Source organism: Alteromonas sp. ABH2_165 (assembly GCF_056159945.1).
In genome coordinates, this window is the sequence record NZ_JBSWWF010000006.1 from 47,480 (window position 1) to 63,318 (window position 15,839).

At 47.9% G+C, this 15,839-nt stretch carries 14 protein-coding genes; 9 read left to right on the forward strand and 5 right to left on the reverse strand.

Annotation, left to right across the window (positions count from 1 at the left end):
• Positions 1–40 precede the first annotated feature (40 nt).
• The gene (locus ACXAFQ_RS12620; RefSeq protein WP_474822634.1) at positions 41–658 is read right to left on the reverse strand and encodes a TIGR04211 family SH3 domain-containing protein; all 618 of its coding nucleotides are present in this window, start codon (positions 656–658) and stop codon (positions 41–43) included.
• Positions 659–879: 221 nt separating this feature from the next.
• Here ACXAFQ_RS12620 and ACXAFQ_RS12625 point away from each other — a divergent pair, with 221 nt between their 5' ends.
• Positions 880–2,385, forward strand: coding sequence for a CYTH domain-containing protein (locus ACXAFQ_RS12625; protein WP_474822638.1), 1,506 nt, complete (start codon positions 880–882; stop codon positions 2,383–2,385).
• Between the two features lie 35 nt (positions 2,386–2,420).
• Positions 2,421–3,485, forward strand: coding sequence for a helix-turn-helix domain-containing protein (locus tag ACXAFQ_RS12630; RefSeq protein WP_474822642.1), 1,065 nt, complete (start codon positions 2,421–2,423; stop codon positions 3,483–3,485).
• Positions 3,486–3,534: 49 nt separating this feature from the next.
• Here ACXAFQ_RS12630 and mutH read toward each other — a convergent pair whose 3' ends face one another.
• Positions 3,535–4,209 carry a DNA mismatch repair endonuclease MutH gene (mutH, locus tag ACXAFQ_RS12635; RefSeq protein WP_474822646.1) on the reverse strand — a complete coding sequence of 225 codons (675 nt, stop codon included), beginning with the start codon at positions 4,207–4,209 and terminating at the stop codon, positions 3,535–3,537.
• A 106-nt stretch (positions 4,210–4,315) separates the two neighbouring features.
• On the opposite strand from mutH, the gene rppH reads away from it, so the two are divergent.
• From rppH to ACXAFQ_RS12670, 7 genes are all read left to right on the forward strand, one after another.
• Entirely contained in the window at positions 4,316–4,852 is a 537-nt protein-coding gene (gene rppH / locus ACXAFQ_RS12640) for an RNA pyrophosphohydrolase (protein WP_474822650.1), read from the forward strand.
• A gap of 34 nt (positions 4,853–4,886) precedes the next feature.
• Complete coding sequence (gene ptsP, locus ACXAFQ_RS12645) at positions 4,887–7,178, forward strand: phosphoenolpyruvate--protein phosphotransferase (protein WP_474823631.1); 2,292 nt, start codon at positions 4,887–4,889, stop codon at positions 7,176–7,178.
• 88 nt (positions 7,179–7,266) lie between these two features.
• Positions 7,267–8,073: a sulfite exporter TauE/SafE family protein gene (locus ACXAFQ_RS12650; RefSeq protein WP_474822653.1), complete on the forward strand. Its 807-nt coding sequence runs from the start codon at positions 7,267–7,269 to the stop codon at positions 8,071–8,073.
• A gap of 2 nt (positions 8,074–8,075) precedes the next feature.
• Positions 8,076–8,903 (forward strand): prolipoprotein diacylglyceryl transferase, encoded by an 828-nt coding sequence (gene lgt, locus ACXAFQ_RS12655; protein WP_474822658.1) that lies wholly within the window; start codon positions 8,076–8,078, stop codon positions 8,901–8,903.
• Complete coding sequence (locus ACXAFQ_RS12660; RefSeq protein WP_474822661.1) at positions 8,900–9,733, forward strand: thymidylate synthase; 834 nt, start codon at positions 8,900–8,902, stop codon at positions 9,731–9,733. Before lgt ends, ACXAFQ_RS12660 begins: the two co-directional genes overlap by 4 nt.
• 12 nt (positions 9,734–9,745) lie before the next feature.
• Positions 9,746–10,768 (forward strand): response regulator, encoded by a 1,023-nt coding sequence (locus ACXAFQ_RS12665; RefSeq protein ID WP_474822664.1) that lies wholly within the window; start codon positions 9,746–9,748, stop codon positions 10,766–10,768.
• Positions 10,765–11,760 (forward strand): GGDEF domain-containing protein, encoded by a 996-nt coding sequence (locus tag ACXAFQ_RS12670; protein WP_474822668.1) that lies wholly within the window; start codon positions 10,765–10,767, stop codon positions 11,758–11,760. Before ACXAFQ_RS12665 ends, ACXAFQ_RS12670 begins: the two co-directional genes overlap by 4 nt.
• Here the strand turns inward: ACXAFQ_RS12670 and ACXAFQ_RS12675 are convergent.
• The 3 genes from ACXAFQ_RS12675 to ACXAFQ_RS12685 all read right to left on the reverse strand — a co-directional run bounded on the left by ACXAFQ_RS12675 (position 11,735) and on the right by ACXAFQ_RS12685 (position 15,773).
• Positions 11,735–13,918 carry a response regulator gene (locus tag ACXAFQ_RS12675; protein WP_474822670.1) on the reverse strand — a complete coding sequence of 728 codons (2,184 nt, stop codon included), beginning with the start codon at positions 13,916–13,918 and terminating at the stop codon, positions 11,735–11,737. The genes ACXAFQ_RS12670 and ACXAFQ_RS12675 overlap by 26 nt on opposite strands.
• A 66-nt stretch (positions 13,919–13,984) precedes the next feature.
• Positions 13,985–15,325 (reverse strand): AmpG family muropeptide MFS transporter, encoded by a 1,341-nt coding sequence (locus ACXAFQ_RS12680; RefSeq protein ID WP_474822675.1) that lies wholly within the window; start codon positions 15,323–15,325, stop codon positions 13,985–13,987.
• A gap of 85 nt (positions 15,326–15,410) precedes the next feature.
• Positions 15,411–15,773, reverse strand: a complete 363-nt coding sequence (locus tag ACXAFQ_RS12685; RefSeq protein ID WP_474822679.1) for a hypothetical protein — start codon at positions 15,771–15,773, stop codon at positions 15,411–15,413.
• Positions 15,774–15,839 lie beyond the last annotated feature (66 nt).

The window sequence follows — 15,839 nt, forward strand, 5'->3', positions numbered from 1 at the left end:
CCTTTTTCGTTAATGTGCAAATAGATTTACGGGATGCGTGTTACATCCACTCGTCGTTACGACGACGCTTCTTCGGCAGGAAAGTAAGAATCACGCCAAGTAGCACACCACCGCCAGCGACAATGCCGCCCCAGGTAAACCACTTGATCATTTCGTCTTTACTCTGTGCTTCAAGCTGGTTGGTCAAGCGAGTGATTTCCGTGGTTTGATCGCCAGTTTCAGACTTCAGGGCGGAAAGTTCCTGACGTACCGCACTGAGTTGCTGCTTCAGACGATCGTTTTCAGTACGTAAACCTTGCAGGCTGCCTTCGCTGTCAGCGAGGCGTTGAGTAAGCAGGGGAATCTTTTCTGCCTGCGACATTTCATTACTGACAAAGCGGGTTTCAACCCAACCTGTGCGATCTTCGTTGTCTTTAATCTGAGTAAACTCGGCTTCACTGTCGCGATCGAGCACGGTGATTGGCGTACCTGCGCCTACCGAACCAAGAATACGGTAGTTGCGACCTGGACCCGCATGCAGGAAGACAAACAGGTCATCGCGGATGTAATTTGAGGAAGATGCTTCTTCCTGCAGAGATTCTTCAATAGGATCCTGCTGCTGTGCAAAAACCTGAAAGGATAGACCAATAAGAGCAATGGTCAGCCATTTTCGTAACATAGTGCGTCCGTAGTGGTTGTTAGAAACGTTGTGATGGTATTGGCTGTTCTTATGAAAGGCAAGCCTGACCGCCTGTTTGGACAGGCAACTCGTCATACAGTTCACTTTTCGTGACATCAATGAGTGTGCAATGAACGACTTAGGTCTAACATACATTGCGAAAAAACCTATACGAAGGTATTGTGTCTTACTAATCATCGACCGACCTGCCTTTATCTCTTATGTCGGAAATAGAAATAAAATTTGTGACGCGCGAAAGCGCGTTACCTGCATTTATCGACAACGTTTTGCCCGTATTTGAACGCGCTGGTTATTCCGTTAACCGCGAAGCGGAAATGCGCTTACAGAACGATTACTACGATACTGCGGAACATATTTTCCAAACTGCAAAAATGGGTTTTCGTGTTCGTGGCTTCGACGATAAGTTCGAACAAACCATGAAAACTCAGGGCAAAATCAGCGGCGGGCTGCACCAACGTGCCGAGTACAACGTTGATTTAGAAACCGCTGAACCCGATTTGCGCCTCTTCCCCAAAGACGTATGGCCTGATGACTGGCAGGTAGAAACTGTTAATCAAGACTTACAGCGTCAATTCAGTACGAACTTCGTTAGAACCACGTTCAATGTGGCGTGGCAGGATGCTCTGGTTGAAATTGTTGTCGACGAAGGGGAAGCCACTACCGGTAAAAACAGTTCGCCCATTCGAGAAATTGAGCTGGAACTTAAGAAGGGCCAGGTTGCAGACTTGTTCACACTGAGTCAGCTTATCATTGAGAACATGCCGGTACGTTTGAGTGATGTGTCGAAAGCTGCGCAGGGGTATCAACTCCTTAATGGCTTGTCGCCGGTGATATCTCCTATGCAAGGCTACCTTGCACTCAATCACGGCACCTCTACCGAAGACGCGTTTTGTAAGGCTATTCAACTGGCGCTGTCGCATTGGCAGAAGCACGAGCACTTGTTCTATGAAACGGGCTCGGTAAAAATGCTGGGCGAAATTGTAAAGAGTATTCGTCTGCTGCTACAAACCGTTACCCTTTATCTTCCTGTGCTGCAATGCCCGCAGCTGATGTCGGTTCACCAATTACTCACTCGATACGTTCAAGGCTGGTTGTGGCAAGACGATCTGCAAAGCCTGCGTTATTTGTTGTCGAAGAAAAGTTTGTTTAATAAATGCCTAAGCCGTTATCCGGCATTGCTTAGCTACTTACAAGGTAGAAAAGCAGGGTTGATTCATGCACATCATCCTGAAGAATTGTTACTGAACAAACAGACTAACCGACTTAAATTACTGCTTTCGCAAATTTTGCACGAAAAGCCCTGGCGCGACCATTCCAGAGCCTACGATGTACCGGTAATGGAACATGCCCAGGGGTGGCTGGCACAGGGTTGGCAAACGGTGCAGCAAACCATGCCTGCTGCCCGTACCATGACTCCCGAAAATTATCTGGCAATTGGTGTGCTGCTTAGACAAACTTTGTGGAACGGGTTTCTGTTGGCTGATTTGTTCGATGACGACAGGCATCATTTCCGTGCGCCGTGGCTCGATATCTTAACCGGTATTGATGAACTCAAAGCGCTAATGATGCTAAAAGCCATGTCTCAGGAATCTGAACTTGACGATGTGACCGACGTATTCACCTGGATTGATGAGAAGATTATCAGCCTGATGAATGTAATGGAAAGAACCCGACAAGCGGGTATGCAAGGCGATATTTACTGGTAATCCAGTTGCTGAAGAGGACGTGAGGGAAAACACCTATGTTGCATCGCTACACCCTTTTGGTTTTGTTTCTGCTTTATGCGGTACTGCTGTTCCAGTTTTTCCGTGAAAAACATCGTGTGGCTGGCGCAAACTGGGTGGCGGCAGCAATGGCAGTGTGGCCCCTCATTCTGGTTGATGAAATTATTCGTGCCTTCGACTTGCCACTGGCGGCCGCGTCCTCGTTATTGGTTTTTGTGCCTTTGCTCTGTCTAACTTTGCTTTATCGCAGTGTAAAATTGCTGGTTATTGATAATCCTCGTCCATCCAAGCCATTGTTATGGGTGCCTGTAGGGATTACGGTACTTGCTCAGATACCACTTTGGTTTGTGAGTGCCAGTGACAAAGCCATGTGGCTGCAGGCTTCTCCCGTGGGGCATCCTCTCGAAAACTGGGCGCTGTATCTCGCCTACATGGCAACCGGGTTCGGTATGTTGGTGATGGGCATCGTGATTACAGAAATGATTCAGAATTACCATCGTTACTTATCCTGCCAAGTGGTTGATGTACGAGAATACAAAGTGCGTTGGCTTGGTGGTGCTATGGGAATTAGCGTCGGGCTAGGCTTTTGTTGTGTGTTGCTGGTAACCGCCGGTGCGTTCGGCTTCTTTAATATTACGTTCTGGCAGTCCTTGTTCAATCTGCTGTTTGCGATTGCCATGCTGCAGACATTTATTGCTGTTATCCGCCCGCAACATACTTCTCCCTCTCCACTGGATTATCATCGTCTGGCAGAACTCAAGGCGCAACAATGCGTGATGCGTGAAGCCTTGGTCAAAGCTGAACAAGCCATGTCGTCGGTAGAAGCTTATAAAAAGCCCGGCTTACAACTTAAAGCATTTGCACAACAGTGCGACGCAGACCCAACCACCATGGTTATTGCATTACGCTTGTTGGAAAAACGGGACTTCAGAAGTTTCGTGTATCAATACCGCCTAGCTTATGCGAAAAGTGAGTTGCTCAGTCAAGACAGCCAATTGGCGGCTACAGCGAAACGACTCGGTATTCACTCCGAGCAATTTCTCAGTGGTGCAATGATGAATCACATCCGCAAACAGGGTTAACCGAACAGGTTGAGTTGCTCTTTCGTATTTACCCACCGATAGGTGGGCACTAGCCAAAATGACGGTGTAGTACTGCGCCGGTAAACGACGTGCGTAAATAGTAGCCCCGGGGGCGTGTGCGAATACGTTCTCCATCTGCGTTCATGGCGTCGGTGAGCACATTGCCACTAGCCGCTTTAGGGCGAATATGCAGCGCTTGCCCCAGTCGCGCAGTGATTTTTTCAACGTCACCCAGCACAATCATTTCAGTCAACTCTTCCCAATCACGTTGCAAAGTAGCATCTTCCTGTTCGTTAGGTTGCCAGAAAAAAGCCGTGGCGACGCGACGGTCAGCCAGCGGGATACTGCGATCGCCTTCTAAGGGCACCCACAACACTTGCTGCAATTTATTGCGTACATTCGATGTTTGCCAGGTAATGCCCGGCTTACTTAATAGAGGCGCATAGCAAACGTACGTTGTTTCCAGCGGATTAAACTGCTGATCAATGGGAATAGTTTTTAATTCAACGCCCAGTTCAGGAAAGTCCTGCTGCGGTTTTGAGCCCGCTGTTGCGCCAAGCCATTTTTCAATAAGCATACCCGGCCAGCCCTTGTGGCGCTGGAGGTTTGCCGGTATGGATACCTGCGCCATGGCGGCCAACTCGCCCAGCGTCACCCCGGCAATTTGATAACTGCGGTCCAGTAATTCCTGTGGGCTGGATGGTGCGGTTTCAGGCGGTTGCAAGGCGCTCTCCTCGGAATATTCGATGAATATGGATTAATGCTTTGAAAGGGCTATAGTTTATGGAAGAATGCGTAAATAGAAAAGTTTATCGTGCCCGGGAGTCTATGTGATAGATGCCGACGGATTCCGTGCGAATGTGGGCATAGTGATTTGCAACAAAATGGGTCAGGTGTTTTGGGCAAGGCGTTATGGTCAGCATTCATGGCAGTTTCCACAAGGCGGAATTGATGAAGGGGAAACTGCAGAGCAAGCTATGTATAGGGAGTTGCACGAAGAAGTAGGGTTAACAAAAAAAGATGTCACTATCTTAGGAGTTACCCGCAACTGGTTGCGCTACAAACTGCCGAAGCGTTTAATTCGCCAAGGGAGCTCGCCTGTATGTATCGGACAAAAACAGAAGTGGTTTTTACTGCAACTGGATTGTCACGAAAAAGATGTCAATGTACTTAAAACCGGTCATCCCGAGTTTGACGACTGGCGTTGGGTTAGTTACTGGTATCCCATTCGCAATGTGGTGTCTTTCAAGCGTGATGTTTACCGGAAAGTGATGAAAGAATTTGCTGGTGTTGCGATGCCTGCTGTACAGCGTTCAGCGCAAAATCCCTCAAATAAGCGGCATCGTAAGCGTAGGCGAAACGGCTAAACAGGAGAACCTCTTCGTGGCTGGAACCGGGAACATACTCACCACGTTAAAGCGCATTGTTCAGGAAATGAACCAGATCCCAGACCTGGATCAGGCTTTGTTTCGCCTTGCGTCCCGGGTTAAGCAAACCATGGCGGTGGATTCCTGTTCCATTTATCTGGCAGATTACGACCAACAAGATTTTATTCTCAAGGCCACAGATGGTCTGCACCCTGATGCCGTTGAACTGGTGCGGATTGGTTTCTCTGAAGGCCTTATCGGCTTAGTGGGTCAGCGGGAAGAGCCGCTGAACATCGAAAATGCCCACAAACACCCCCGTTTCAAACACTACCCGGAAGTAAAAGAAGAAAACTATAACGCTTTTCTTGGTACGCCTATTATCCATCAGCGCAAAGTGCTGGGTGTTATTACCATGCAGCAGAAAGCGATGCGTCGATTCAGTGAAGACGAAGAAGCGTTTCTGGTTACCTTGGCTACGCAACTTGCATTGGAAATCACCAACGCTGATATACGCGGTGCACTTAGCCATTCCTCGAATCAGGAATCGATGCCGCGCCAGAAAAACGTAAGGGGTATTGCAGGTTCCACCGGTTTGGCCATCGGTACAGGGTATTCTACCGACAGCAGTATTTCACTGCGAAACTGGGTGGTAAAACGCTGTAACGATCAAGAACTTGAGATCCGTTTGTATCGCCGGGGTGTTGAATTAACCCGTAAACATGTTGATGACTTATCGGGTCGGCTGGATGAAGGCATACCTGATGACGTGAAATCGATTTTTCAGCTGTATCACCATTTGCTCGACGCCAACAGCTTAGGCCGAGAAGTGGAAGCGAAAATTCGAGAAGGGTGGGACGCGGCTTCATCATTAAAAATGGTTGTTGAAGATTACGCTGCGCGCTTTCAAAGTATGGAAGACCCGTACATGCAAGAACGGGCCATCGATATCATCGATTTGTCTAACCGCATCTTGCTCAATATTCTCTACGATAACAAAGGCAAGGGGCCGTCTGCCGACGACATCAAAGCCGACAGTATTCTGGTAGCAGAAGAAGTTAGCGCAACCATGCTGGCGGAGTTCCCACGGGCTTACCTAAAAGGCATTATCTCTATTCGGGGGTCGAACAACTCTCACGCTGCTATTCTTGCCCGCGCCATGGGCGTACCTGCCGTTATGGGTTGTCAGAACGTGTCACCGGCGCTGCTGAATGGCAAAGAAATTCTTCTCGATGGGTATTCTGGTGAAGTGATCATTTCGCCCGAAAAGACTATCCGCAACGAGTTTGTTCAACTTATTGAAGAAGAGAAAACGCTCTCGCAGCGTATCGATGCCGAAGCCGATCAAGAGTGCTTAACTCAAGATAAATGTCGTATGGCACTTTACGTTAATGCGGGGCTATCGGCAGAAATAGAAGCGACCCAGTTTGTAAATGCAGATGGCATCGGACTTTATCGCACAGAGATCCCTTTCATGTTGCGTGAGCGTTTTCCGTCAGAGCAAGAACAGGTGGAACTGTATCGTCAAATTCTGCTCGCGTCGCCTGAACAATCCATCACCATGCGCACGCTCGATGTTGGCGGCGATAAACCGCTACCGTACTTTCCTATTAGCGAGGAAAATCCCTTCTTAGGTTGGCGTGGTATTCGTCTTACCCTGGACCATCCGGAAATTTTTCTAGTACAGGTACGAGCGATGTTGCGGGCAAGTATTGGTCTGACTAATTTACAAATTATGCTACCCATGATTTCGTCGGTGACAGAGGTAAAAGAAGCCAAGCGCCTTATCGAGCAGGCTTTCTTTGAAATAAAAGACGAAGTGAAAGACATGGACGTGCTGTTGGAAAAGCCTAAGTTGGGGATCATGCTTGAAGTACCTTCGGTACTTTATCAGCTGCCGCAGCTTGCTAAGCAGGTCGATTTTTTCTCGGTAGGCAGTAATGACTTAACCCAATATCTTCTCGCGGTAGACAGAAACAACACCCGTGTTGCTTCACTGTATAACAGCTATCACCCCGCGGTGTTAAGTGCATTGTTTGATATCGTTAAGCAAGCGGATGCGAACCATGTTCCGGTAACGGTGTGCGGCGAAATCGCCGGCGAGCCCGGTGGCGCAATTTTGCTCATGGGAATGGGTTACCGCAAGCTCAGTATGAACGCCCACAATCTGCGCAAAATTAACTGGGTGATTCGTAATGTATCGCTGGAAGAGTCGCGACAACTGCTAATGAAAGCGCTCACCGCCCACACCCATGAAGAAGTCTTCAGTCATATCAATCATTATCTGGAACATCGAGGACTTGGCGGCCTGGTGCGCGCCGGATCATAATGCTGTTTGTCGTTTTCACTTCATACCTGTAACCCCTTTCCGGTGTATTCTATGATACGCTACGCGCCTCACGTAAATGGACGTATTCATGGACCCCTTTTTAATTATTTTTATGTGTTGCCTTGCGCTAGGGCTACTTGTTGGTTTGCTAGCAGGAATGCTCGGTATAGGCGGCGGCCTGATCATTGTGCCTTGTTTGTCGTATTTGATGGTGCATTTTCTTGGAATAAGCACTGACATAGTGATGCCAATGGCAGTAGCAACCTCATTGTCGACTATTATTTTCACCGGTTTGTCGTCGGTTATGGCGCACAAAAAGCTAGGGAATTTAGATCGCCATATTGTGGTCTACAGTGGAATTGGTATTGCTTTTGGCGCGGTAGCTGGCGCTTTCGTTGCCAGTGCCATTTCAGGCCATTTACTGAAAAACATTTTTGCTGTGCTGGTGATGCTGGTGGCTGCGCAGATGATTTTCGGTAAACGGGAAGCCTCCCGCCATGAAGCGTCTAAACCCACGCTAATTGCTGTTGGGTCAGGTGTGGGCGGCATCAGTGCGCTAATGGGCATTGGTGGCGGCGCGCTGTTAGTGCCCGCATTGGTTTGGTTTCGTGTGGGCGTGCGACAAGCCATTGGTTGTGCTGCATTCAGTGGATTAGTGGTGGCGTTATTTGGCACCTCAAGTTTTATATTTACGGGGGCAGACGTTCCTGGCTTACCAGAAAAAGCCATTGGTTACGTGTACTGGCCGGCAACCTTAGGCATTGTGTGTACATCGGTATTCACCGCGAACCTTGGCGCCCGCCTGGGACAGCGGATGAACACTCAGTTATTGAAAAAGATCCTCGCAGGACTGCTTGTACTGGTGAGTATCAGAATGATTGTAGGAATTGAATAAGCATGGCAGAAAGCAGTTATTTTGTCTTTCCAAATATAGATCCGATTATTTTTAGTATCGGGCCGCTCAGTGTGCGCTGGTACGGCATGATGTACCTTGTCGGCTTTATCGCCGCTTATATGTTAGCGCAGAAACGCTTGTCACAAACTACCTGGACCCGTGAACAGCTCAGTGATTTGTTATTTTGGGGCTTCGTGGGTGTGATCCTTGGCGGCCGAATAGGTTACGTGCTGTTCTACCAGTTTAATATGTTCATTGAAGATCCTACCTATTTGTTCCGGATATGGACCGGTGGGATGTCATTCCACGGCGGTTTGTTAGGTGTGCTGGTGGCCTTGGCGTGGCAGGCCAAACGTATGAACGCCACCTTCCTGCAAATTGGTGATTTTGTCGCGCCGCTTGTTCCTATTGGCTTAGGTGCGGGGCGTATTGGTAACTTTCTGAATGCCGAATTGTGGGGCCGAACCACAGATGTACCATGGGCCATTATTTTCCCTGGTGCCGGTGAGCATCCTCGCCATCCTTCTCAGCTTTACGAGTTTGCGCTGGAAGGTGTATTGTTGTTTATTATCTTGTGGTTATATTCAGCCAGACCAAGACCTACCGGCGCCGTCGGCGGGTTGTTTTTGCTCGGGTACGGATGCTTCCGTTTCATTGTTGAATATTTCCGCGAACCCGATCAGCATATCGGGCTTTATTCCGTTGGCCTGAGCCAGGGGCAATTACTCTGTATACCCATGATCATGCTAGGCGCTGGCCTCATGGCGTGGGCATATTTACGTAAATCACCCGAACCAACAATAAAAAACAGTGACAAGAAATCGGCATGAAAGAATATTTAAAACTCATGCGCCACGTAAGAGACGAAGGCGTTAAAAAAGAAGACCGCACAGGTACGGGCACCCTGAGTGTATTTGGCTATCAAATGCGATTCGACCTGGCGAAAGGCTTTCCATTAGTCACAACCAAAAAATGTCATCTGAAATCCATCATTCATGAGTTGTTGTGGTTTTTGAAAGGCGAAACGAACATTCGCTACCTGAAAGAAAACGGTGTATCGATTTGGGACGAGTGGGCTACCGATGAAGGCGAGCTTGGCCCGGTTTATGGCCATCAATGGCGAAGCTGGGATGCCGGTGACGGTACCACCATCGATCAAATCAAAGACGTGGTTGAGCAAATTAAAACTAACCCTGATTCACGCCGTCTTATCGTTAGTGCCTGGAATCCAGCGGTCTTGCCAGACACTTCCGTGTCGCCAAAAGAAAATGCTGCGAATGGCCGTCAGGCGCTGCCGCCTTGTCACACCATGTTTCAGTTTTATGTACTAAACGGAAAACTTTCCTGTCAGCTCTATCAGCGCAGTGGCGATGTGTTTTTAGGCGTGCCGTTTAATATTGCCAGCTATGCGTTACTTACTTTGATGGTCGCGCAGGTTTGTGACCTTGAGCCTGGTGAATTTATTCATACCCTAGGCGATGCCCATTTGTATTCTAATCACCTGGAGCAAACCGAAACACAGCTTGCTCGCGAGCCTTTCCCTAGCCCAACAATGCATATTAATCCTGAAGTGAAAGACTTGTTTGCTTTCACTTTTGAAGATTTCGAGCTGCAAAATTACCAGTCTCACCCGCATATTAAAGCGCCGGTTGCGATATAGCAGGAGCTGCACATGACCACGCCAGTACTGATCTGTGACGATTCATCTTTTGCCCGCAAGCAGATGGCTCGCTCTATTCCCGATGGATGGGATGTGGAGCTGTCATTTGCCGCTAACGGCAAGGAGGCTATTGAAGCAATTCGTGCTGGCAAAGCCGATGTCATGTTTCTTGACCTCAATATGCCGATAATGGATGGCTACGAAACCATGGAAATGATTCGTGAGCAGGATCTGCCTTGTCTGGTTATTGTGGTATCGGGTGATGTGCAAGAAGAAGCCCGGGAACGGATGATGGCGCTAGGGGCGATTGAGTTTATTCGTAAGCCCATGGATAACGCTAAGCTAATGGCACTGTTAACCCAGTATGGCTTGTATTCTGGCGAAGCGTCGGCTGCTGGGCGTATTGCCGCGGTAGAGAAGACAACGCGCAACACGGCTGACGAACAGCTCGATGCATACCGCGAACTGGTGAACGTGGCGATGGGCCGGGCAGGGGAAAACTTAGCCAGGTTATTGGGCGAGTTTATCGACTTACCCATTCCAAACGTTAATGTTATTGAAGCCACCGAGCTACACATGGCAATCGCTGAAGCCCACCAAAACGATCGTGTATCGGCCGTATCAAAAGGCTTCACCAGCGCAGGCATTAAAGGTGAAGCACTGGTCATATTCAGCGATACTAAAATGGAAAACATTGTTAAGCTGCTAAACTACGGTGAGCACGCCAGCAATGAGGATTATCAGCTTGAAGCATTGATGGACGTGTCTAACATCCTCACCGGCGCATGCCTGAACGCCTTGTCTGATCAGCTAAATGTTTCTTTCAGTCATAGCCATCCTATTCTTCTGGGTCAGCATAGCGGCGTAACGACAATTTTGAATAGTAACGCCAGCCGATGGGGCAAGCTCATGGCCATTGAAATAGCGTATGCCATTAAGACCCGCGATATCAGTTTCGACTTGTTGCTGTTGTTCCCGGAACAATCCATGAATAAGATTTATACCCGCCTGGTGGAAGAGGAATTTGTGGCATGATCAATGACGACATAATGCAAATGCATTGGCAACATGATCTGCTCAGTTCTATCGAAGTTGGCATTGTGGTGATGGACAAGCACTTCAATGTTGAAGTGTGGAATCAGTTCATGGAAAACCACGCAGATCTTCGCCCTAGTGAGGTCATTGGTAAATCGCTGTTTTCTTTGTTTCCCGAAATCGAAGAAAGCTGGCTGCGAGGTAAAGCCGAGCCCGTATTTAATCTGCGCACGCCGGTTTTTATCATTTGGGAGCAGCGGCCCTATCTATTTCAGTTTGGCACTAATCGACCCATCACGTCTGATGCTACCTATATGTTTCAGAACGTCACCATGTTTCCGCTCTCGTCGCCCACTGGAGAAATCAATAAGCTTTGTATGTTGGTTTATGATGTAACCGACCAGGCACTGGGCAAGTTACGCGTTGAAAGGCTGAACGACGAATTGCAGCAAATGAGTTGTGTTGACGGGCTCACTGGCTTATATAACCGTCGCTATTGGCAAGAGCGCTTTGACAGTCACTTCAAATTACAGCGTCGCAGAGACAATACCTCGACGGCCATGATGCTAGATATTGATCACTTTAAGAATATTAATGACACCTATGGTCACCAGGCTGGCGATGAGGTGATTAAAACCCTCGCGCGCGTGATTCAGAAAAGTGTGCGGGAAACTGATCTCGCAGGGCGTTATGGCGGTGAGGAGTTCGCCATTATACTGGTGGATTCGAATCAGCAAAATGCGGCAAAAGTGGCAGATCGCATTCGCAGGCTGGCAGAAGCCATGATGGTCGAGCATGAAGGCCAGCAAATTAAATTTACCGTCAGTGTTGGCCTTAGTGAGTATCGCGCAGATGTAAAAAGCAATATGGCGTGGCTTGAACAGGCCGACCAGGCGTTATATTTGTCAAAGCACAGCGGCCGAAATTGTGTCAGCACCTGGGATATGGTGGGAGCCGATACTGCGCCTAATCCTGAACAAGCAAAAGCCTGAGCATACTTTTGAGTTCTTGGTAGGCAACTGGCTTAACCAGGTGATAACGTATGCCTGCAGCAAACGCTCTTTGTGCATCTGCCGGGTAGGCACTGGCGGTCACCGAAACCAGCTTCGACTGACACCCTCGCTCTTTCAATAGCGTTGCCACTTCGAAGCCTGAGATATCAGGCAAATGCAAATCTAGCAGAATGGCATCGTAATTTTTCTCTATCGCTTTATGCAGTGCCGTTTCACCATCGGCCGCGATGCTTACCTCGTACCCCATGTTTTCCAGCATATCGCACAAGATCTCTGCATTAATGGGCTCATCTTCAACAACTAGCACTGAGAAGTCACCAGAGGGCGGGGCATGGAACGACTTATTAGAAGCGAGCGCTTTGATCGCATCGGTAAAACGATTTTTGTCGATGGGCTTCACAAATACCTGCCAGGCCGTGGCATCAGAATTGGCGATCACATTCGCGATGTGCGGAGAGGCCGATACCATCATTACCGGAGGCATATTCTTGCCCCAAATGGCTTGTAGGTATGTAATAAGTTCTACACCATTTATACCCGGCATGTAATAGTCTGTAATGATGCCGCTGTAGCTTTTCACCTTCTCCTGATTTGCCAATAAATCGGCGCCAGATTTGTAGGTATCAACGGCAAACCCTTCTGCTTCAATCATGCTTTGTATGTAGATGCGGGTTATTTCCTGATCATCCACCACCGCAAAACGATTGGAAAATTGTTCATTGGTGAGTGCTTCTGGTTGATGCTTGGCTGATTCTAAAGGCACCGTTAAAGTAAACTCAGAGCCGCTTTGCAATGCACTCGATACGGTTATACTTCCGCCCGCCTTCGCTAATAACTTTCTCGCTGTATAGAGGCCGGTACCTGCTCCGCTAAAGGAATAGGCAGGATCATAGCTGGTAGTAAACCGTTCGAATATGCGTTCCAACTCGTCTTCATGAATCCCGATCCCGGTATCGACAACACGAATGATGATAACGCGAGCGCCGTCGACGATTGCCACCCGATTGTATACCGACACCATGCCGTGGGGCGTAAATTTAACGGCATTGTCTAAAACGCTTTTAAGCGCTTTAACTAACAGCTCAGGATAGCCATGAACGAGATAAGGTAGACTACTGTCGTTGACTATCTGGTGATTTAGATTTTTCTTCTGACAGTTGTACAAGAATTCACTGTAAGCATCGTCGAGTGCTCTTACAAGTATGAAGTCTTCCGCTTTCGCTGTGACAGAAGTATCGCCAGACAGGCTTTCCATCAGGTTACTGCTCAGAGATAAAAGTGTATAACAAGCATTTTCCGCTTTCTGTAGCAAGGCAGCCTGACGGTTCTTTGCATTGGGTAAGAGCTCCAGCGCACCAATGATAACGGCAATGGGCGATCTGAATTCTCGGCTCATTGCCTTAATAAACTCTTCAGTGGATGACACCATCCGGTTGGTTTGCTCTCGTTCGTTTAATATATCGTTGCGGGTTTCCTGAACCATGGCGAACTGATCAAGAACCAAATTCTTTAATGGCCTGAAAAGCATAAGAATAATTATTAAGGCAAGGCATGTTGTGATGAACCACACTACTAACAGCATTATCTGGTTAAATTTGATGTCTCTGGAAAGTTGCGTTTCAAAAAGCTGAACGGCTCTGTCTAAATCTCTCAACATGGCGGTGGCCGCAGCGAGTGTTACGGGTTTTAGGTTTGAGCCGCGAGCAGCCGACGCACTTGCCAGATACAAAGCATTCTCACCGTATTGCAATGCTTTCTTGTCGAGAGCGCCCTCATCACTAAAGTATAGCTGCTCCAGTTCTTCTGATAATGGCGTAAAAACGCCTTCCAGCGACTGCCTGCCAACCAGTACTTCGTGGTTGCGAAGAAACTCAGATGTTCTGGAAATTAACTCATTTCTTAGTCGTTTTTGTTCAACTTCTTTGCTTTCATCGGTGAGTAGTGTTTGCAGAAAGGCAATGCGTTGAGACAACATGCGTTGATAACCGGCAATATTAATAATTTTCGGCTGAATTTGTGTTGAGTCAAGATATGACTGGGTCCAAACAAAATATCCGGTCATAAGCAGCGTGATTGCGCAAGCTGCCAGCATGTAGGTTCGGCGTATTTTCTCTTTTATTGAGTCTCTGGTCAGCATAAGTCGAAAAGCAAAGAGGAATTATAAAAGCTTAGCTCAGGGATAGAAAACTGCTAGGTCAGCGAACTAACCAGCCTGCTGCTCAGCGCGAATAATGTACTTTTTTATTCCACGTAAAAACAACAGGCTGGGAATCACCATTAAAGCGGTAATGATAAAGAATGTCGACCAGTCGCCATTAAGTTTATCCACCAGATACCCGCTTCCTGAGGCAAGCAGGTTTTTACCCGCCACGCTTAACGAGGCCATCAGCGCATACTGAGACGCCGAAAACGTGCGATTACACATAACCGATATGAAAGCGACCATTGCCACCGTACCCCAGGCGGCAGTAAAGCCGTCGACAATGATGGTGAGGGCAAACAACGTTTTATCAGGACCTACATGGGCCATTAGCGCGAACATCAGATTGCTCGAGGCCATCGCTATACCCGCAATCATTAGGCCGCGATAAATACCGTAGCGCATGGTCATCATGCCGCCCAGAATGGAAAACACAATCGTCACCCACCAGTTAAGCAACTTAGAGTAGCCGCCGATCTCACTCTTGCTGAAACCTAGCTCTATGTAAAACTGCAGGCTCATTCTGCCGAGGAAGGCTTCGCCAATTTTAAACAGAAAAATGAATAACAGCAGTGAAAGCGCCAGGCGGACACCATTTCGTTGAAAGAATTCGCGGAAAGGCTCAGCGATTGTGACAAATAGCCAGGCACCTATTTTTTGCAGGGCCGTTGGGGATGCGCCTTTAGCGCCAAGTACTTTTTCGTAATAGGCCGTTGCTTGTGAAAGTTGCGCTGTGCGATCAACAATCGGTTCTTTGGCAACGAAGGTAAATAACGTGATGCCAGACATGATAGCTGCCAATAGCAGGTAAATATCGTTCCATGCCCAACCTGTCCAGTCTGCGATGAAAAAGGGCAGTGCACCTAATCCACCATAACCTGTCCACCATCCGGCAGTAGCCATAGACGAGCCTGCCGCTAGCTTCTCCCGCTCATTATCCTCAATTATGTCGATTCTGTAGGCATCTATAGCGATGTCTTGCGTTGCTGAACACAGGGCAATAACGAGTCCGAACAAGGCAACATAAAACAGTGACGAGGTGGCGTGTAGTGTACTCATCAGTAAACAACTGCCAATGATACAAAGCTGCATAGCAAGAATCCAACCCCGGCGCTGACCAAGCAGCGGCACCTTCAAGCGATCTAAAAGTGGAGACCAAAGAAAATTAATGGCGTAAACCGCGAATATGCTACCAAACAAGCTGATATCGGTGCGCGACAGCCCTTCGTCCTTTAACCAAGCTGTCATGACTGAGCCTATCATTACCCACGGAAAACCACTGGCGATGCCAAATACAAAGATGCTGAAAAGACGTTTGTCCAGAAAGGACTGAAGAAAGTGCATGATGAAAAAGTCCGTCCGATGGGATAGGGGAGAGGACTATTTGATCACGGATACCAATGTAAAACAACCAAAGGCAGAAATTAGTTTACGGGCGAACACCTGCGCAATCTAGCGGGCAAATTCCTTTACCTTCGAGGAATGCTAAGCAACGATGTAACTCTTCAACTAGCAAAGGATCGGATTTGAGTTTTTCTTCCGTCCAAAAGTGTAGTTGATTGAGTGTGTGCCAGAACACGCGCTCTCGTTCTGTATAAGGCTGATCGAGATCGTAGTTCACTAGACTCCACTCTTCGAGCGTGTCCCAGAAGAAAATGTCTAACTCGGAATGCGGTATAATACTTTGCCAAAAGCCCCGAAGATAAAAGCATAGTTGGTTGGCTTTGGCGTCGACAAAAGACAACAACATAATATTTAGCCTGTTAACTGATTCGCCTGACAGTATAGTCAAAAAAAATTCCATTTTGTGTAAAATCTAGGCAAAAAGAAACAGGTTTATGAAAATAATCAGAAAAAA